At 71.8% G+C, this 18467-nt stretch carries 15 protein-coding genes; 10 read left to right on the top strand and 5 right to left on the bottom strand.

Annotated elements, in window-relative coordinates; all coding sequences use genetic code 11:
- Nucleotides 1-277: 277 nt before the first annotated feature.
- Nucleotides 278-1306 carry a trypsin-like serine peptidase gene (locus OHA05_RS17595; RefSeq protein ID WP_328861109.1) on the bottom strand — a complete coding sequence of 343 codons (1029 nt, stop codon included), beginning with the start codon at nt 1304-1306 and terminating at the stop codon, nt 278-280.
- A gap of 222 nt (nt 1307-1528) precedes the next feature.
- On the opposite strand from OHA05_RS17595, the gene OHA05_RS17590 reads away from it, so the two are divergent.
- The 9 genes from OHA05_RS17590 to OHA05_RS17550 all read left to right on the top strand — a co-directional run bounded on the left by OHA05_RS17590 (nt 1529) and on the right by OHA05_RS17550 (nt 13064).
- Nucleotides 1529-2413 carry an arginase family protein gene (locus OHA05_RS17590; protein WP_328861108.1) on the top strand — a complete coding sequence of 295 codons (885 nt, stop codon included), beginning with the start codon at nt 1529-1531 and terminating at the stop codon, nt 2411-2413.
- 58 nt (nt 2414-2471) lie between these two features.
- The gene (locus OHA05_RS17585; RefSeq protein ID WP_328861107.1) at nt 2472-3344 is read left to right on the top strand and encodes a DUF2797 domain-containing protein; all 873 of its coding nucleotides are present in this window, start codon (nt 2472-2474) and stop codon (nt 3342-3344) included.
- Nucleotides 3345-3572: 228 nt separating this feature from the next.
- A complete protein-coding gene (locus OHA05_RS17580) occupies nt 3573-4481 on the top strand; it encodes an amidohydrolase family protein (protein ID WP_328861106.1) in 909 nt (302 codons plus the stop codon).
- 128 nt (nt 4482-4609) lie between these two features.
- Nucleotides 4610-5347 carry a response regulator transcription factor gene (locus tag OHA05_RS17575; RefSeq protein WP_327682558.1) on the top strand — a complete coding sequence of 246 codons (738 nt, stop codon included), beginning with the start codon at nt 4610-4612 and terminating at the stop codon, nt 5345-5347.
- 8 nt (nt 5348-5355) lie between these two features.
- Nucleotides 5356-6960 (top strand): HAMP domain-containing sensor histidine kinase, encoded by a 1605-nt coding sequence (locus tag OHA05_RS17570; protein WP_328861105.1) that lies wholly within the window; start codon nt 5356-5358, stop codon nt 6958-6960.
- A gap of 25 nt (nt 6961-6985) precedes the next feature.
- A complete protein-coding gene (locus OHA05_RS17565; protein WP_328861104.1) occupies nt 6986-8407 on the top strand; it encodes a bifunctional glycosyltransferase family 2/GtrA family protein in 1422 nt (473 codons plus the stop codon).
- Nucleotides 8404-10659 carry an ArnT family glycosyltransferase gene (locus OHA05_RS17560; protein ID WP_328861103.1) on the top strand — a complete coding sequence of 752 codons (2256 nt, stop codon included), beginning with the start codon at nt 8404-8406 and terminating at the stop codon, nt 10657-10659. The genes OHA05_RS17565 and OHA05_RS17560 overlap by 4 nt, the downstream gene beginning before the upstream one ends.
- 85 nt (nt 10660-10744) lie before the next feature.
- Nucleotides 10745-12253 (top strand): MFS transporter, encoded by a 1509-nt coding sequence (locus OHA05_RS17555; RefSeq protein WP_313945416.1) that lies wholly within the window; start codon nt 10745-10747, stop codon nt 12251-12253.
- Between the two features lie 34 nt (nt 12254-12287).
- Complete coding sequence (locus OHA05_RS17550; RefSeq protein ID WP_313945417.1) at nt 12288-13064, top strand: TetR/AcrR family transcriptional regulator; 777 nt, start codon at nt 12288-12290, stop codon at nt 13062-13064.
- A 562-nt stretch (nt 13065-13626) separates the two neighbouring features.
- On the opposite strand, the gene OHA05_RS17545 is transcribed toward OHA05_RS17550, so the two are convergent.
- The 4 genes from OHA05_RS17545 to OHA05_RS17530 all read right to left on the bottom strand — a co-directional run bounded on the left by OHA05_RS17545 (nt 13627) and on the right by OHA05_RS17530 (nt 18035).
- Entirely contained in the window at nt 13627-14094 is a 468-nt protein-coding gene (locus OHA05_RS17545; protein WP_328861102.1) for a PPOX class F420-dependent oxidoreductase, read from the bottom strand.
- A 45-nt stretch (nt 14095-14139) separates the two neighbouring features.
- Complete coding sequence (locus OHA05_RS17540; RefSeq protein ID WP_328861101.1) at nt 14140-14958, bottom strand: YceI family protein; 819 nt, start codon at nt 14956-14958, stop codon at nt 14140-14142.
- A gap of 111 nt (nt 14959-15069) precedes the next feature.
- Entirely contained in the window at nt 15070-17541 is a 2472-nt protein-coding gene (locus tag OHA05_RS17535) for an MFS transporter (RefSeq protein ID WP_313945420.1), read from the bottom strand.
- 23 nt (nt 17542-17564) lie between these two features.
- A complete protein-coding gene (locus OHA05_RS17530) occupies nt 17565-18035 on the bottom strand; it encodes a MarR family winged helix-turn-helix transcriptional regulator (protein WP_313945421.1) in 471 nt (156 codons plus the stop codon).
- A 198-nt stretch (nt 18036-18233) separates the two neighbouring features.
- Between OHA05_RS17530 and OHA05_RS17525 the strand changes: the two genes are divergently transcribed.
- Nucleotides 18234-18452, top strand: a complete 219-nt coding sequence (locus OHA05_RS17525) for a hypothetical protein (protein ID WP_313945422.1) — start codon at nt 18234-18236, stop codon at nt 18450-18452.
- The last annotated feature ends 15 nt before the right edge of the window (nt 18453-18467 follow it).

Genomic DNA, 18467 nt, shown 5'->3' with positions numbered 1-18467 from the left:
CGTTCGTGATCGTTCGTCCTTATATGCGACAGATCAAGCGCGTAGCCGCGACCCTGGCAAGCTCCGCCGTCATCCTCACGACCATGACCGTCACCTCCGCCCACGCCGCGCCGCTCCCGGGCATCGGCACCGGCATCGGTCAGAACCTCAACCTGCTGACCGCCATCCTCGCCTTCGTCAGGCGGACTCTCGCCTAGGCCGCGGACGAGTGTGCAGACGCGAGAGGCCCCCGGAGGCGATCCGGGGGCCTCTCGCGTCGACGCGCGGGCGAACCGTGTCAGGCGCGCTGGGCCCGGTCGTACACCTTCTTCGCCAGGGCGCCCATGATCTCTGCCTGCATCTCCGTCGGGGTCAGGGAGTCCAGCGAGCTGTTGACCGAGACCAGGACGCCCTTGCCGGTGGTGGTGTTGAAGTCGGCCAGCCACGGGCCGCCGCTGGAGCCGCCGGTCAGGTCGCAGGAGATGGCCTGAAGGCCGTGCTTCTTCTTCGGCTTGCCGACGCAGCGGAGGAGTTCCTCGCCGCGCTGGGGGCGGGTGGCCGAGTAGCCGAAGGCGGAGATCGTGCCGCCGACGGCACGGTTGAAGGCGACGGCCTGGCCGCCCACGACGTCGGTGAGCTTGCGGCCCTTCTTGTCGGGGTCGACGACCAGCGTGGACAGGTCGTCGGTGGAGTCCGTCTCCCAGGTGCGCGGGGTCATGGCCGAGCGGACCGCGAACGCGCCGTACGGCTGCTGGCCCTTGCCGTAGGCGGGGACGAACACCATGTCGGTGTTGGTGTTGACGGGAGACGAGCCGCGTCGCACGCAGTGGGCCGCGGTCATCACGGCGGAGCGGTTGGCGCTCTTCACGGCCGTGGCCGTGCACCAGGTGTCGGCGCCGGACGCGTTGACGAAGAAGAGCCGCCCCACGGTCTTCAGCGTGGTGCCCCGCCACGGCTTCGCCTTCGGGCCGGTCGGGCCGAGGTCCACGGACTTACCGACGGCCTTGATACGGGCGGGTGTCCAGTAGGCGAGGGCCGTGCGGCGTTCCTTGGCGGTGTACGACAGGACGGAGACCGGGTCGGGCGCGGCCGCACGGGTCTGCCCGGCGGCGGCGGTCGCCGTGGCCGGGGCGACGAGGGCGAGAGCCGTACCGGCGACGGCGAGCACCGTGGCCCGGCTGCGAAGGCGCCGGATCATGGAAGGGGAGGTCGTGGGCATCGCGGATGTCTCCTCGGTCGGTGCGGGCAGCGGACGCGGGGCGCCGGTCCGCACGGCAAGACCGGGGAATCCGCCGGTTCGGTTGGCGCTGTCGATGATCTGTGACACACGTGTCTGGATCCGTGCCCGGTCGGCGGTGATCGACCACCGACCGGGCGCACAAGGAGAGTTGGCTTCGAGGGTGAGGTGTTCGCCCTCCGGCGGGACCGCCGGCGGGGGCAGGAGGAGCCACCCTGCGGCGACCGCCCCTGTCCGGTAGCGTCCGAAAGAGGCCTTGTGCACCGTTAAGGGGCCTTGTGCACCGTTGGGTGTCCGACAGAAGGAGTCGGGATGCGCCGGATCGTCGTCGTTGAAGCCCCCTCCGTGCTCGGGCTGCGGCCCTCCGGGGTGGAGGAGTTGCCCGCGGCCCTGATCGGGGCCGGTCTGGCCGAGCGGCTGGGGGCCGTCCACGGCGGGCGGGTCGAGGCGCCGGCGTATGTGGCCCGGCGGGACCCCGCGAGCGGGGTGCTCAACGCGGCCGCGATCGCGCGGTACTCCGGCGAGCTGGCCGACGTCGTCGCAGGAGTGCTCGATCAGGGGGACTTCCCGGTCGTCCTCGGCGGGGACTGTTCGATCCTCCTCGGCAACCTCCTCGCGCTGCGGCGGCGCGGACGGTACGGGCTGCTGTTCCTCGACGGGCACACCGACTTCTATCAGCCGGCCGCGGAACCGAACGGCGAGGCCGCCTCCATGGAGCTCGCGCTCGCCACCGGCCGCGGGCCCGACGTACTCACCGATCTGGAAGGACTCCGGCCGCTCGTGCGGGACGAGGATGTCGTGGCCCTCGGGTTCCGCGACACCGAGGAGTCCACGGAGGCCGGGATGCAGCCGCTGCCGCCGGAGTTGCACGCCGTCGGTCTCGAGGCCGTGCGGGCGGCCGGCGCCGAGGAGGCGGCCCGGGAGGCGGTCGGACGGCTCGGGGAGTACTGGGTGCATCTCGATGTGGACGTTCTCGACGACGCCGTCATGCCGGCCGTGGACTACCGCATCCCCGGGGGCCTGAGCTGGGCGGAACTGGAGAGCGTGCTCGGGATCGCGCTCGGTGACGAGCGTGCTGTCGGGTTCGACGTCACGATCTTCAACCCCCGCCTCGACCCCGAAGGCCTGATCACGGCCCGGCTCGTCGAATGTCTGCACGGTGGGCTCTCCGCGCGGATCGGCCGGAACTCGGCCTAGACCCGGGGCCTGTGTCAGTGCTCTCGGGTAACCTCCGCGTTTTCGGCCGGAGGTGCGTATGGCATGGCGGTGCTCCGGGCTCGGCTGGCCGCGCGGGGCGCGGATGGCCGTGCTCCGGTGGGACGGCGGGCGGATCAGTCCGCTGACCGCGGGCAAGGCGCTCGGGTTCCGTGCCGAAGGGGTCCGGAGCTGTGTCGGGGCGCGTGGCAATGCCTGCCCGCTGCGGGCCGTCGTGCCGGGGCGGGCCACCCAGGCCCGGTGTCCGGAGTGCGCACGGCTGGATCGCGCGCATTCGGTGGCGGCCGACACCATCGCCGACGACCCGCGGACGTACCGCGTCTATCTGGCCTGGTTCGGCCCCGGGATGGTCAAGGTCGGCATCACCGCCGAGGAGCGTGAGTCCGCGCGGCTGCTGGAGCAGGGCGCCGTCGTCTTCAGCTGGCTGGGGCGGGGGCCGCTGATGGCGGCGCGGCGTACGGAGGAGCTGCTGCGCAGCGCTCTGGGGGTGCCGGACCGGATTCCGTACGCCCACAAGAGGGCTGTGCGGTGCGAGCTGCCGGGTCCCGCCGAGCGTGCCGCGGAGATCGAGGACCTGCACCGGCGGGCGCTCGCGCTCACCGGCTGGGCCGAGTCGCTGGAGCGGCTGGAGTTCCTGGCGGTCGACCACGCCGAGGTGTTCGGGCTCGGCCGGCTTCCCGGGCCCGGGGCGGTGGTGCGGGAGCTGACCGACGGCGGCGCCGTCGCGGGAACGCTGCTCGCGGCCGCCGGGCCCGATCTGCATCTGCGGACCGCGGAGGGCGAACTGGTCGTCCTCGACACCCGGTTGATGACGGGCTGGTCGCTCATCGGGGCCGATCCGGCGGCGGGCGTCTCCGTGCCGACGGCCGACGCGAACGCGGGGGGCGGGGCCGTGCAGGACGGGTTGTTCTGACGAGTGGCGTACCGGTGCCGGACGGGATGATCAACGGAGTGCCGGGCCGTCCGGGAGGGCTCGCCACACCACCAGCCCCGATGGCCGGGAGCCCGCCGGCCGGGTGGCCCGATGCCCGCGTGGACCCGGTGATCCGGCAGCCCCGGCCGTCGTGAACCGGATCACGTTCCGATCCCGTACCGCGAAGCCGGTGGACACCCCACGGACCGGCGTCCGAAGGTGGGCGTCATGACCAACAAGCCCGTCAGCGACCAGGCCACGGAGGCCGCGGACGTACGCGCGTTCTGGGGCCGGCTCGGGCTCCCCGGGCTCGTCGACGTCCACACCCACTTCATGCCGGAACGAGTTCTGGCCAAGGTGTGGGCCTACTTCGATGCCGTGGGGCCCATGACGGGCCTGGAGTGGCCCATCACCTACCGGCACGAGGAGGAGCAACGGGTCACTCTGCTGCGTGAGTTCGGGGTGCGCGCCTTCACCTCCATGCTCTACCCGCACAAGGCCGGCATGGCGGCCTGGCTCAACGGCTGGGCCGCCGACTTCGCCGCCCGGACGCCGGACTGCCTCCACACCGCGACCTTCTTCCCGGAGGAGGGCGTCGAGACCTATGTCCGCGAGGCCCTCGACCGCGGCGCACGGATCTTCAAGTCGCATCTCCAGGTCGGCGCGTACGACCCCAACGATCCCTTGCTCGACCCGGTGTGGGGACTGCTGGCCGAGGCCGGCGTGCCCGTGGTGACGCACTGCGGCTCCGGGCCCGTGGCCGGCAAGCACACCGGGCCCGAGCCGGTCGGCCGGCTGCTCGCGCGGCATCCGCGGCTGCCGCTCGTCGTCGCGCACATGGGCATGCCCGAGTACAGCGACTTCCTCGATCTCGCCGAGCGCTACACGCAGGTACGGCTGGACACGACCATGGCCTTCACGGACTTCAGCGAGCGCATGGCCCCCTTCCCCCAGCAGCACAAGGGGCGGCTCGCGGATCTCGGCGACCGGATCGTGCTCGGCACGGACTTCCCCAACATCCCCTATCCGTACGTCCATCAGCTCCGCGCCCTCGAGGAGCTCGGCCTCGGGGACGACTGGCTGCGGGCCGTCTGCCACGACAACGGCGTCCGGCTCTTCGCGCCCGGCGGTCCCTGAGAAGACGCGGTCGCTGAGGCGACCTGAGGCGATCCCTGAGGAGAAGCGGTCCCCGAGGCGCCCCGGTTCTCAGGCAATTCACAGAAAGGCGCAAGAGCCTTTTCACGGCCGGGTCGCAGGCTGGCCGCATGACCGCGACCACGCCTCAGGGGCGTACCGAGTTGCTCAGGCCGGACGGCAGCCCCGTCCGGGTCCTCGTCGTCGACGACGAGACCGCGCTGAGCGAACTGCTGTCGATGGCCCTGCGCTACGAGGGCTGGGAAGTGCGCAGCGCGGGCGACGGCGCGGGCGCTCTCCGGTCCGCGCGCGACTTCCGGCCCGACGCCGTCGTGCTGGACGTGATGCTGCCCGACATGGATGGGCTCGCGGTCCTCGGACGCCTGCGGCGTGACATGCCCGAGGTGCCGGTGCTCTTCCTGACCGCGAGGGACGCCGTCGAGGACCGGATCGCCGGGCTCACGGCGGGCGGCGACGACTATGTGACCAAGCCCTTCTCGTTGGAGGAGGTCGTGGCGAGGCTGCGCGGACTGATCAGGCGCTCCGGGACGGCGGCCGTGCGGAGCGCCTCGCTGCTGGCGGTCGGCGATCTCACCCTGGACGAGGACAGCCATGAGGTCTGCCGGGCCGGTGACGCGATCCATCTGACGGCGACGGAGTTCGAGCTGCTGCGCTATCTGATGCGCAATCCGCGGCGCGTGCTCAGCAAGGCGCAGATCCTCGACCGGGTGTGGTCGTACGACTTCGGCGGCCAGGCCAACGTCGTCGAGCTGTACGTCTCCTATCTGCGCAAGAAGATCGACGCCGGGCGGCCGCCGATGATCCACACCCGGCGCGGAGCCGGGTATCTGATCAAGCCCGGCGAGTAGTGCGGAGGATGCGCGGCCGCAGATGGTCGCTGCGGACCCGGCTGGTGGTGTCCGCGGTGGCGCTGATCGCCGTGGTCGCGTCGGTGATCGGGGCCGTCACGACGATCGCGTTCGGCAGCTATCTGTACGGAAAGCTCGACGACCAGCTGCGCGGCATCGCGGTCCGTGCCGACCTGCCCGGACGTCCGCCCCCGGTACCCGGGGACACCGAGGGCCCGCTGGACTTCCTCGGCGGCGGCGGTCAGCCCTTCGGCACGGTCGGGGCGTTGGTACCGGACGGTGGCAGCGCGGGGTCCGAAGGCGCGAGGACCGTCGAGAACAACACTCCCGGCTACCGCCCGGACGACACCACGCCGCTCGATGCCGCGCAGCTCAGGGCGCTCGGCACGGTGCCCGCGGACGGCGAGGTGCACGACGTCACGCTGCCGGGGCTCGGCGGCTATCGCGTGATGTCCCTGCCCACGACGACAGACGGGTCGACGACCGAGGGGTCGACGGGCGACGGGACCGTGAGTGACGGAACGGCGAACAACGGGTCGGCCGGCGAAGGCACGGTTCTCGTCGGGATTCCGGCCGGCGAGGTGGAAGACGCGCTGAGCACGTTGATCCTCGTCGAGATCTGTGTGGCCGCGACGGGCCTGCTGGCGGCCGGTATCACCGGTACCGCGCTGGTCGGTGTCGCGCTGCGACCGCTGCGGCGCGTGGCCGCCACCGCCACCCGGGTCTCCGAACTCCCCCTGCACAGCGGCGAGGTCGCCCCGCTGGAGCGGGTGCCGGACGCCGAGGCCGATCCCCGCACCGAGGTCGGACAGGTCGGAGCCGCGCTCAACCGCATGCTGGACCATGTCGGTTCGGCGCTGACCGCCCGCCAGCAGAGCGAGACGCGGGTACGGCAGTTCGTCGCCGACGCCAGCCATGAGCTGCGTACGCCACTGGCCTCGATCCGCGGTTACGCGGAACTCACCCGGCGCGGCCGGGACACCGTCGGACCGGACACCCGGCACGCCCTCGGCCGGATCGAGTCCGAGGCCACCCGGATGACCGGTCTGGTCGAGGATCTGCTGCTGCTGGCGCGCCTCGACGCGGGACGCCCGCTCGACCGCGAGCGCACCGACCTTCCTCCCCTGGTCGTGGACGCCGTCAGCGACGCCCGCGCGGCCGGTCCCGATCACACCTGGCGGCTCGAACTCCCGGTGGAACCGGCGGCGGTCGGGGGCGACGCGGCCCGGCTCCATCAGGTCCTGGTCAATCTGCTGGCCAACGCCCGTACGCACACACCGCCCGGCACGACCGTCGTCGCCCGGGTGCAGGACCGCGGTCCCACCGTCGTGCTGGAGGTGGAGGACGACGGGCCCGGCATCCCGCCCGAACTGCTCCCGTACATCTTCGAACGGTTCGCGCGCGGGGACGCGTCCCGGTCCCGCACCGCGGGGTCGACCGGGCTCGGACTGGCGATCGTGGACGCGGTGGTGAGCGCGCACGGCGGTCGCGTCGGAGTCAACTCCCGCCCCGGGCGCACCGTGTTCGGCGTCGAACTGCCCACGTGGAACGACCCGCCGGGCGCCACTGATCCCCTCTCACAGACAGGGCACAGGCGCATCACACAGCCGTGACAGCCCTCCTGACGAGTGTCGTGACATGCGAACCGACATCCCAGAGGGAACCCTGCCGGCCCGGGAGCATCTGCTCGCCGGCACGGCCGGGCCGCCCGTACTCGACGTCGTGATCCCGGTCTACAACGAGGAGGCCGACCTCGAAAGATGCGTGCTGCGGCTGCGCGAACACCTCGCGCGGACCTTCCCGTACGGCTTCCGCATCACCGTCGCCGACAACGCGAGCACCGACAGCACGCCCCGGGTGGCGGCCGAACTCGCGGCGACCGTCCCCGAGGTGCGGTCGTACCGGCTGGAGGAGAAGGGGCGGGGGCGGGCCCTGCGGACCGTCTGGTCGCACTCCGATGCCCCCGTACTCGCCTACATGGACGTCGATCTGTCCACCGACCTCAACGCGCTGCTTCCGCTCGTCGCCCCGCTGATCTCCGGGCACTCGGATCTCGCCATCGGCTCACGGCTGGCCCGCTCGTCGCGGGTGGTGCGCGGGCCGAAGCGGGAGTTCATCTCGCGGGCCTACAACCTGATTCTGCGCGGCTCGCTCGCCGCGCGGTTCTCGGACGCCCAGTGCGGGTTCAAGGCGATACGGCGCGAAGTCGCCGAGCGGCTGCTGCCGATGGTCGAGGACACCGGCTGGTTCTTCGACACCGAGCTGCTGGTGCTGGCAGAGCGCGCCGGACTGCGCATCCACGAGGTGCCGGTCGACTGGGTGGACGACCCGGACTCGACCGTGCACATCGTGAGCACGGCGACCGAGGACCTCAAGGGCGTCTGGCGGGTGGGACGGGCCCTGGCGGTCGGCGCGCTGCCGCTGGACCGGCTGGCCCGCCCCTTCGGCGACGACCCGCGCGACCGGCAGCTCAGCGGGGTGCCCGGCTCGCTGGCGCGTCAGCTGGTCGGCTTCTGCGCGGTGGGCGCGCTCTCCACGCTGCTCTATCTGCTGCTGTACTCCGCGTTCCGGCTGGGAGCCGGCCCGCAGACGGCCAACGCAGGCGCGCTGCTGCTGTCGGCGATCGCCAACACGGCGGCCAACCGGCGGCTCACCTTCGGTGTGCGGGGGCGGGACCGAGCGGTACGGCACCAGGCGCAGGGCCTGGTCGTGTTCGCCATCGGGCTCGCGCTGACGAGCGGTTCGCTGGCGGCGCTGGACGCGGCCGCAGGCGATGCCTCGCACGGCACCGAACTGGCGGTGCTGATCGCGGCGAACCTGGCGGCGACGGTGCTGCGCTTTCTGCTCTTCCGGGCATGGGTGTTCCCGGACCGGCGGGGGGCGCCGGCACGGGGTGAGGCATCCCGGACGTGGGCGGTCCCGGAACCCGATGAGGGACCGCGGCCGCGGGGATTCCCGGACCGCGCGCCGGACGCATGTGCCTTCTCCGACCACACCTGGGACGACACCGCGCAGCTGCGCGCCGTCCCGCACGACAACGACCCGAGGGCCGCACGATGACGACGACACACGACAGCCACGCCTACCCTCCCCCGCCCGGCAATGCGCCCGGCAATGCGCTTGGCGATCCGCCCGGCAACGCGTCCGGTCCCGACGGCCTGGTGGCCGGGCCCGCGCAGGGAGGCCCCGGACGCGGGGGACCACCCGGCGGCGGACATGCGGCCGGCGGACGGGGAGCCCGGACGGCAGCCCGGCTGTGGCGCGGCCGGGCCGGTGACGCCCCCTGGGTACGCCCTGCCTTCGTCGGTCTGCTGCTCGTCACGGCGGTGCTCTACAGCTACGACCTGACCGCGTCCGGCTACGCCAACTCCTTCTACTCCGCCGCCGTCCAGGCGGGCAGCGAGAGCTGGAAGGCCTTCTTCTTCGGGTCCTCGGACGCCGCGAACTCGATCACCGTGGACAAGCCCCCGGCCGCGCTGTGGCCGATGGCCCTGTCCGTACGGCTCTTCGGGCTCGGCTCCTGGCAGATCCTGGTGCCGGAGGTGCTGATGGGGGTCGGCACAGTGGCGGTGGTGTACGCGGCGGTGCGCCGGCGCTTCACTCCCGCGGCCGGGCTGATCGCGGGCGCCGTGCTGGCCGTGACGCCCGTCGCCGCGCTGATGTTCCGCTTCAACAACCCCGACGCGCTGCTGGCGTTGCTGATGACGGTCGCCGTCTACTGCGTGCTGCGTGCGCTGGAGGGTGCGCGGACGACATGGCTGGTCGGGGCGGGTGTGGCGATCGGGTTCGCGTTCCTGACCAAGACCCTCCAGGCGTTCCTGATCCTGCCGCCCCTGGCACTGGTGTACGCGGTGTGCGCGCCGACGACGCTGCGGCGCCGGCTCGGCCAGCTCGCCCTCGGCGGGCTCGCGATCGTCGCCGCGGGCGGCTGGTGGGTGGCGATCGTCGAGCTGTGGCCCGCTTCCTCGCGCCCGTACATCGGCGGCTCCCAGAACAACAGCTTCCTGGAGCTGACCTTCGGCTACAACGGCCTCGGCCGGATCAACGGCGACGAGGTCGGCAGTGTGGGCGGCGGCGGTGGTGGTGGCGGGGGCCGCTGGGGGAGCAGCGGCATCGGCCGGATGTTCGACGCGTCGATCGGCGGCCAGATCTCCTGGCTGCTGCCCGCGGCCCTGCTGCTGCTCGTCGCGGGTCTCGTCGTCACCTCGCGGGCCGGGCGGACGGACACCGCGCGGTCGGCGTTCCTGGTGTGGGGCGGTTCGCTGCTGATGACCGCGGCGGTCTTCAGCTTCATGGCGGGGATCTTCCACGAGTACTACACGGTGGCGCTGGCCCCCTCCATCGCGGCCCTGGTCGGCATGGGCGTCACCGTCCTGTGGGAGGAACGGCACGCGTTCGCGGCCTCGGCGGCACTGATCGTGACGGTCGCGGTGACAACCGTGTGGTCCTTCACCCTGCTCGGCCGGACCCCCGACTATCTGCCGTGGCTGCGCTGGGCGGTGCTCATCGGCGGCCTGGCGGCTGCGGCAGGGCTTCTGCTCGCGGGGCGTGCGGGCCGGCGGGGACCCCGGCTGTCGCTGGGCGCGGCGGCGCTTGCCCTGGTCGCGGCATTGGCCGGACCGGTGGCGTACTCCCTCACGACCGTGAACGAGGGGCACGCCGGCTCGATCGTGACCGCCGGTCCCGCGGCGGCGCGGGGCGGTGGGGGCATGCGCGCCGCCGGGCCGGGCGGCGACGGTGGACGGGTGCCGCCGGGGCAGCAGGGCCAGGGACAACAGGGAGGTCCCGGTGGCGGGGCGGCTCAGCCCCCGAACGGCCTTCCCGGGCAGGGCGGTCCGGCGCAGCGCCAGGGCATGGGGCCCGGCGGTGCGGGCGACGGCGGCGCTCGCGAGGGCGGCGGGGGAGGCGGGGGAGGCGGCATGGGCGGCCTGCTCAACGGAGCGACCGTGAGCTCCGAGGCCGAGGCGACACTGCGGCAGAACGCGGGCGACTACACCTGGGCCGCCGCGGCCATCGGCTCCCAGAACGCGGCCGGCTACCAACTCGCCAGCGGTGAGCCGGTGATGGCGATCGGCGGCTTCAACGGCAGCGACCCGTCCCCGACGCTCGCGCAGTTCAAGGAGTACGTCGCCGCAGGGAAGATCCACTACTTCGTCGCGGGCGGCCAGGGCGGCCAGGGCGGCCAGGGGGGCGGACAAGGCGGCGGGCCCGGTGGCAACAGCAGCTCCGCGATCACCTCGTGGATCGAGTCGACCTTCACGGAGGTGACCGTGGGCGGCACGACCCTGTACGACCTGACCGCCGAGAAGTAGTGCCAGTTCAGGGTCGCTGTACGGCGTAAGGGAGTTTGCTGTACGGTGTACGGGATATCCCCCGTACACCGTACAAGGAGTGCGTATGACGGCCACGGCCACCGAGACCGGCACCGCCCTCCCGGGCCGCCATCCGCAGCGCTGGATCATCCTCGGCGTGATCTGCCTCGCCCAGCTCACGGTGCTGCTCGACAACACCGTCCTGAGCGTCGCCATCCCCTCCCTCACACGGGAACTCGACGCCTCCACCGCCGACATCCAGTGGATGATCAACGCCTACTCACTCGTGCAGTCCGGCCTGCTGCTCACCGCGGGCAACGCGGCCGACCGCTACGGGCGCAAGAAGATGCTGGTGGCAGGGCTCGCGCTGTTCGGCATCGGCTCACTCACCGCCGGGCTCGCCCAGTCCTCCACCCAGCTGATCGCCGCACGCGCCGGTATGGGCGTCGGCGGTGCGCTGCTGATGACCACCACCCTCGCCGTGGTCGTGCAGATCTTCGACGACACCGAGCGCGTCAAGGCCATCGGCCTGTGGTCCACCGTCAACTCCCTCGGGTTCGCGGCCGGTCCGCTGATCGGTGGGGTCATGCTCGACCACTTCTGGTGGGGCGCGATCTTCCTGGTCAACATCCCCGTGGTGGCCATCGGTCTGTTCGCGGTCATCGCCCTCGTACCGGAGTCCAAGAACCCGCAGGGCGACCGGCCGGACCTGCTTGGCGCGCTGCTCTCCACGATCGGTATGACCGCCGTCGTGTACGCGATCATCTCCGGGCCCGAGCACGGCTGGACCTCGACGCAGGTCGTGGCATCGGCGGCGACCGGTGTCCTGGTGCTCGGCGTGTTCGTCCTGTGGGAACTGCGGATCCCGCATCCGATGCTGGACATGCACTTCTTCCGCAACCAGCGGTTCATCGGGGCGGTCGCGGGGGCGATCCTCGTCGCGTTCGGCATGGGCGGCTCGCTGTTCCTGCTCACCCAGCATCTGCAGTTCGTGCTCGGATACGGGCCGCTGGACGCGGGTCTGCGCACCGCTCCCCTGGCGCTCACCGTCGTCGCGCTCAATCTGACCGGCGTGGGAGCCCGGCTGCTGCCGAGGATCGGCACCCCGGGGACCATCGCCGTCGGTATGACCCTGGTGTCGGCCGGCCTCGCGTCGATCGCGCTCCTCGGCGCCGACGGATACGGCGGGATGCTGCTCGGCCTGGTGACGATGGGCGCGGGAGTGGCGCTCTCCATGCCGGCGATGGCCAACGCGATCATGGGGGCCATCCCTCCGGAGAAGGCGGGCGTGGGCGCGGGGGTGAACGGCACGCTGGCCGAGTTCGGCAACGGCCTCGGCGTCGCCGTGCTCGGCGCGGTACTGAACTCCCGCTTCGCCGCACTCGTTCCCGCGGTGGCAGGCGCCGTCTCGCTGCCCGCCGCCCTCGCGGCGGCCGGGAGCCCGGCCGAGCGGGCCCGGATCTCGGACGCGTTCGCCTCCGGCCTGGAGACAAGCCAGCTGGTCGGCGCGGTGGCCGTGCTGGCCGGCGGTCTGCTGGCCGCGATGCTGCTGCGGCGGGCGGAGCGTGCAGACGAGGTGCGGGCGGCGGCATAGCATCGGGAGCGGGCGAGTCGAGGAGAGTGGCGCGATGGTGGGTGCGGCCGACCGCGCGAAGGGTCCTTCGCGGACCAGTGTGTGGCTGGAGGGCAAGCCGGCCGGCCGGCGCGCCGGCGGCAAACCGGCCCAGCCGACGGGCCTGGACCGCGAGAAGATCATCGCCGCGACGGTACGACTGCTGGACTCGGAGGGCGCGGCGAAGTTCTCGATGCGCCGGCTGGCCGCCGAGCTCGATGTCACCGCGATGTCCGTGTACTGGTACGTCGACACCAAGGACGACCTGCTGGAACTGGCGCTGGACGCGGTCTTCGGGGAAGTACGGCTGCCCGACGTCGGCGACGCGTCCGAGTGGCGCGGGCAGCTGCGCGCACTGGCGGTCGAGTACCGGGGGGTGCTGGTGCGCCACCCGTGGGTCTCGGCGCTGATCGGCACGTTCCTGAACATCGGCCCGCACTCGATGGGCTTCTCGCTGGCGGTCCAGGAGGTCATGCGCAACACGGGACTTCCGCCGCACGGCCAGATGGGCGGGCTGTCGGCGGTCTTCCAGTTCGTCTACGGCTTCGGCACGATCGAGGGCCATTTCATCCAGCGCTGCGCGGCGGCGGGCCTGAGCCAGGACGAGTACTTCCGCGAGGCGATGGGCTCGATCAGCGAACAGCCGGACTTCAGCCGGCATTTCGGAAACGCGGCGGAACTGATGAAGGCGCGGGGCGGGGAGACGGTGGCGGAGATGAGGGAGAGGGACTTCGACTTCGCGCTGGAGCTGTTGGTGGCGGGCATCGAAGCGATGGTGGCTCGCGCGGTGTGACGGAGCGGAGCGTGCGGCTGCGCACGCGTGCGGCTGACTCTGAGCCGGTCAGGGGGCTGCACCTTCAGCCTGCGGGCTTGTTGCGGGGCTCTGCCCCGGACCCCGCGCCTCAATCGCCGGCGGGGCTTGGATGGCCCGGCTGATCACCCCATGCCCGCGGGGCTGGATTTGCCCGCACAGACCCGCGGGGCTGGAATGGCCCGGCTGATCATCCGCCCCGAGGCCGGATTGACCCGGTCCAGTCGAAGGGGCTAGGTGCTGCCAAGGGCGTTCACTTCAAGCCCGTCCGGCGATTGAGGACATGCCCGTAGGGCATGCGGGACAGTCCCGGGCGGGGGGTGGCTTCGTGGCGCGGGCTCGTTGCGGGGCTCTGCCCCGGACCCCGCGCCTCAATCGCCGGCGGGGCTTGGATGGCCCGGCTGATCACCCCATGCCCGCGGGGCTGGATTTGCCCGCACAGACCCGCGGGGCTGGAACGGCCCGCACAACCCGGCGAGGCTGGCTTGCTGAATGCGCGTCTGCCAGCCCGCGGCCCGCACAGCTCGGTGGGGCTGGAGCGCCCTCAGGAGCCGCTGAGGCGGGCCGGGAAGCCGCCCTTCGCGATCGGCCCCCACCGCCCCGGCGTCACCCGGATGATCGACTTCCCCTGCTTCCGCATCGCCTCCCGGTACTCCGCCCAGTCCGGATGCTCCCCCGAGATGTTGCGGAAGTACTCCACCAGCGGTTCCACCGAGTCCGGCGCGTCGATGACTTCCGCGTCGCCGTCGATCTGGACCCACGGCCCGTCCCAGTCGTCCGACAGGACGATCACACTCACCCGCGGATTCCGCTTCGCGTTGCGGGTCTTCGCGCGCTCGGGGTACGTCGACATCACGATCCGGCCCGAGTCGTCCACCCCGCACGTGAGCGGGGAGCCCTGCGGTGACCCGTCCGCACGGGCCGTCAGCAGGATCGCCCGGTGCCGGGGGCGTACGAACTCCAGCAACTCGTCCAGTTCCACCGTGGTGTTGGTGGCGATGTTGGGTGCCATGGCCGCAGCCTAATCCTCGGGCGCCCGTCCTTTGGGACCCAATCCTCAGGCGCCCGGCAGCGCGTCGCCCTGGACCGCCTGGATCGCCAGCTCGATCTTGAGGGTCGTGCCGATCGCGGAGATCCCCGCCTGGACCACCTGGTTGTAGTTCATCGCGAAGTCCTCCCGGTGCAGCTCGGTGGTCGCCCGGAAGGCCGCCCGGACGCCGCCCCACGGATCGGGGCCGGTGCCGAGGTACGCGAGGTCCAGGTCCACGTCCCGTACGACACCGTGCAGGGACAGCGCGCCGTGCACCGTCCAGCGGTCCGTGCCGGTCGGTGTCAGACCGTGGCTGCGGTAGACGATCTCCGGGTACTGCTCGACGTCCAGGAAGTCCGGCGAGCGCAGGTGCTTGTCGCGCAGGCCGTTGCCCGTGTCGATGGTGGCCGCCCGGATCACCGCCTCGACCCGCGAGGAGCCGAGGTCCGGCGCGATCGCGATCCGGCCGCCGAAGTCGGTGAACCGGCCGCTCACCGAGGAGATGCCGAGGTGCTGGGCGACCGCGCCCACGGAGGAGTGGGCGGGGTCGATGGACCAGGTGCCCGGCGGTGGCAGTTCGGCGCCGCCCTGGCGGGCCAGTACGACCGTGCCGATCTCGGCGCGCCCGCTCGCGGTGACCATCGCGGTCGACGCGGCCGGCGCGTAACCGAGCGCCGTGACGACGACCGTGTAGGCGCCCGCGGACAGCGGGGCCGCCGAGCGCACCGCGCCGTCCGCGTCCGCCGTCTCCCGCAGCACCTGTGCGCCGGTCATGTCGGTGACCGTCACGACCGCGTGCTGGACGGCCCAGCCGTCCCGCGTCCGTACCTGTGCGCGAAGTCCCATCCCGTTTCTCTCCTTGCGAAAAATTGCCGGGGCGGCAGGCCGTCCCCTGCCTGCCGCCCCGGCCCCGGGCGCGCGCTTCCGCTACAGAGCGCAGCTGCCCGGGGGTCCGAACTACTCGCCCGGGTGGGCGAGTTCGATGTCGTGGCCGTCGACCCCGCCGCCGGCCACGCTCAGCGCTCCGGCCACCGGCGGATAGCCGGTCGCGATGACCGTGTACTCCCCCGCGTCCAGGTCGGCGAAGGCGTACGCCCCGTCGTCCCCGGTCGTCGAGGTGGCGGCCACGTTGCCGGCGGCGTCGACCAGGGTGACCCGTGCGTCGGCCAGCGGCCGGCGGTCCGGGCCGCCGCGGACGGTTCCGCGGACGAGCGCCCCTGCCTGGAGGACGGCCTCGACCCGGGTCACGCCCTGGCCGCCGATCTCCACGGGGAGGGCCAGCGGCCGGAAGCCGGTGGCGTTCACGGCGACGGTCACCGCACCCGGTACGAGCTCCGCGAAGGCGAAGTCGCCCTGCACGGTGGTCTTTCCGGTGCCCAGCACATCGCCGCGGACGTCCGTGACGATGACCATCGCGCCGTCGACCGGCAGGCCGCTGTCGGCGGCCCGCACGATGCCGGCGAGTCCGCTCGTGCCCGAGAGCAGGATGTCGAACGCCACCGGGTCGTCACCGACGACCACCGTGGAGGCCTGCGGCTGGAAGCCGTCGGCGGAGGCGATCAGGACGTACGAACCGGCGCCGGGAGCGTCCAGTGCGTAGCTGCCGTCGTGCTGGGAGACCGAGCGGCCGAGCTGGCGGCCGGCCGGCGAGATCAGGGTGACGGCTGCCTGCGGCACCGCCGCACCCTCGTTGCCGCGCACCACACCGTGCACGGACGGGCCGACCGGGGCGGCGACGACCGCGACCGGGGCGTCGGCCGCCAGGGACAGGGCGGCAGCGGGTGCGCCGACCGATGCCTCCACGGACGCCGCGGGCGCCGGGGACATCGCCGGCTCGGAGGACTCCGACGACGCGTGGCTCTTCAGTGCGACCTCCTTGATGAACAGGGTCACGAGGAAGGCCAGCAGGGCGAAGGGCGCCGAGAACAGGAAGATGTCGGCGATGCCGTGTCCGTACGCGGTCTCCATCACCGTACGGATCGGGCCGGGCAGCGTGTCCAGGTCGGGGATGCCCCCGCCGGCCGTGCCGCCGTGGCCCAGCGCCGCGCCCTGCGGACCGAGTTCGGCGAGTCCGTCCTTGACGTAGTGCGTGACCCGGTTGGCGAGCACCGCGCCCAGCGCGGAGACGCCGATCGCACCGCCCAGCGAGCGGAAGAAGGTGACGACGGAGGAGGCGGAGCCGAGGTCCTCGGGCGCGACCTGGTTCTGCGTGCAGAGCACCAGGTTCTGCATCATCATGCCGAGACCGAGGCCCATGACGGCCATGAAGATCGCGATGTGCCAGTACTCCGTGTCGTACCGGATCGTGCCGAGCAGACCGAGGCCGCCGGTCACGAGCACACCGCCGCCGACCAGCCAGGCCTTCCAGCGGCCCGTCTTGGTGATGACCTGGCCCGAGACCGTGGAGGAGACGAACAGACCGGCGATCATCGGAATGGTCATCACGCCGGACATCGTCGGCGACTTGTCGCGTGCCAGTTGGAAGTACTGGCTGAAGAACACGGTGCCGGCGAACATCGCGACACCGACGAAGAGCGAGGCCAGCGAGGCCAGCGTGATCGTGCGGTTGCGGAACAGCCGCAGCGGGATGATCGGCTCGCTCGCCCTGGACTCGATGAGCAGGAAGAGCAGCCCGAGGGCGATCGAGCCGCCGACCATGGCGTAGGTCTGCCATGAGATCCAGTCGTACTTGTCACCGGCGAAGGTCACCCAGACCAGCAGCAGCGAGACCGCGGCGCTGATGAAGAGGGCACCCGCCCAGTCGACCTTGACCTGGCGCTTCACGACCGGCAGCTTCAGCGTCTTCTGGAGCACGATCAGCGCGATGATCGCGAAGGGCACACCGACGTAGAAGCACCAGCGCCAGCCGAGCCACTCGGTGTCGGTGATGATGCCGCCGAGCAGAGGACCGCCGACGGTTGCGACAGCGAACGTCGCGCCGAGGTAACCGCTGTACCGGCCCCGCTCACGCGGGGCGATCATGGCGGCCATGATGATCTGCGCGAGTGCCGTCAGGCCACCGACGCCGATGCCCTGCACGACGCGGCACGCGATGAGCATGCTGGTGTTCTGCGAGAGGCCGGCGACCACCGAGCCCGCCATGTAGATGACGAGCGCTATCTGGACCAGCAGCTTCTTGCTGAAGAGGTCCGCGAGCTTGCCCCACAGCGGGGTGGTCGCGGTCATCGACAGCAGTGCGGCCGTGACCACCCAGGTGTAGGCGCTCTGGCCGCCGCCGAGGTCCGTGATGATCTCGGGCAGGGCGTTGGAGACGATGGTGGACGACAGGATGGCGACGAACATGCCGAGCAGCAGCCCGGACAGCGCTTCCATGATCTGCCGGTGGGTCATCGGCGTGCCGTCGCCGGCGGGTTGAGCGCCGTGCTTGGCGTGGCCGCCCCGCACACCGGACGGTGTGGTCGTAGCCATGAAGTTCCTTTTCTTACGTCTTGTCACACGGATGTACGGGAGTGCGGCTCGTCGTGGTGGCGCGCCCGGCAGTCTCCGAAGGAGTCGCGCAGGCGCGCCAGCATCACGATCAGCTGTCCGACGTCGTCGTCGGACCAGTCCTCGAGGTTGTGGGCGAACATGTCCGTCGTCCGCCGGGCGAGCTCGTCGAGCATGTCCAGCCCCGCGGGGGTCAGCCGGAGGATGCGGGAGCGCCGGTCGCCCGGGTCGGGGGAGCGCTCGATCCATCCGCGTTCCGCCGCATGGGCCACATGCCGGCTGGTCACCGACATGTCGACGGCCAGCAGCTCGGCCAGCCGGCTCATCCGCATCTCGCCGTGCCGGTCCAGCAGGGTCAGTACGGCGGCCGTGCCGGACGGGCACTCGGCGGGGAGCATCCGTGCCAGTCCGCGCTTGATCGCGCCGATGGCACTGAGCTGCCGGGCCAGTTCCGCGTACTGACTCTGTGCGGCCATGGCCGTACCCCTCCCGACATCTTGTTGCTTAGGGCAACCATAGAAGTTATTGGTTGCTGAAGGCAAACGAAAGCGGGGCTTGCAGTAGTAAAGGAACTCAAAAGGCTTCGCATGCGCCCGGTCATGGCGCACCCGGGGAGCGGTCCGTCGCTCGCCCGGGGTTGGGCAGGACACCTGCGTTCGCTAGGGTCCTGCCCCATGGCACACAACCCCCACGCTCCCCAAGGTCAGGGCCCCGAGGGCAACTACGACCCGGCGGGCAGCACCCAGATGTTCCGCGCGTTCGTCGACGAGGGCGCGCCGCAGACCCGGCAGCCGGCGGCCACCGCCCAGTCCGGTTCGCGCGTCGGGCTCATCGTCGGCGTCATCGCCGCCGTCGTGATCCTCGGCGCGGTGGCCTGGCTCGCCCTGGGCTGACCCGCCCGCTTCCTC

The organism is Streptomyces sp. NBC_00306, assembly GCF_036169555.1.
Lineage (GTDB): Bacteria > Actinomycetota > Actinomycetes > Streptomycetales > Streptomycetaceae > Streptomyces > Streptomyces achmelvichensis.
This window is presented reverse-complemented; position numbering and strand designations above follow the sequence as displayed.

Coding starts and splice junctions, on each gene's coding strand:
- OHA05_RS17590 (WP_328861108.1), top strand. CDS start 1,529: ATGCGCCGGATCGTCGTCGTTGAAGCCCCCTCCGTGCTCGGGCTGCGG.
- OHA05_RS17585 (WP_328861107.1), top strand. CDS start 2,472: ATGGCATGGCGGTGCTCCGGGCTCGGCTGGCCGCGCGGGGCGCGGATG.
- OHA05_RS17580 (WP_328861106.1), top strand. CDS start 3,573: ATGACCAACAAGCCCGTCAGCGACCAGGCCACGGAGGCCGCGGACGTA.
- OHA05_RS17575 (WP_327682558.1), top strand. CDS start 4,610: ATGACCGCGACCACGCCTCAGGGGCGTACCGAGTTGCTCAGGCCGGAC.
- OHA05_RS17570 (WP_328861105.1), top strand. CDS start 5,356: ATGCGCGGCCGCAGATGGTCGCTGCGGACCCGGCTGGTGGTGTCCGCG.
- OHA05_RS17565 (WP_328861104.1), top strand. CDS start 6,986: ATGCGAACCGACATCCCAGAGGGAACCCTGCCGGCCCGGGAGCATCTG.
- OHA05_RS17560 (WP_328861103.1), top strand. CDS start 8,404: ATGACGACGACACACGACAGCCACGCCTACCCTCCCCCGCCCGGCAAT.
- OHA05_RS17555 (WP_313945416.1), top strand. CDS start 10,745: ATGACGGCCACGGCCACCGAGACCGGCACCGCCCTCCCGGGCCGCCAT.
- OHA05_RS17550 (WP_313945417.1), top strand. CDS start 12,288: ATGGTGGGTGCGGCCGACCGCGCGAAGGGTCCTTCGCGGACCAGTGTG.
- OHA05_RS17545 (WP_328861102.1), bottom strand. CDS start 14,094: ATGGCACCCAACATCGCCACCAACACCACGGTGGAACTGGACGAGTTG.
- OHA05_RS17540 (WP_328861101.1), bottom strand. CDS start 14,958: ATGGGACTTCGCGCACAGGTACGGACGCGGGACGGCTGGGCCGTCCAG.
- OHA05_RS17535 (WP_313945420.1), bottom strand. CDS start 17,541: ATGGCTACGACCACACCGTCCGGTGTGCGGGGCGGCCACGCCAAGCAC.
- OHA05_RS17530 (WP_313945421.1), bottom strand. CDS start 18,035: ATGGCCGCACAGAGTCAGTACGCGGAACTGGCCCGGCAGCTCAGTGCC.
- OHA05_RS17525 (WP_313945422.1), top strand. CDS start 18,234: ATGGCACACAACCCCCACGCTCCCCAAGGTCAGGGCCCCGAGGGCAAC.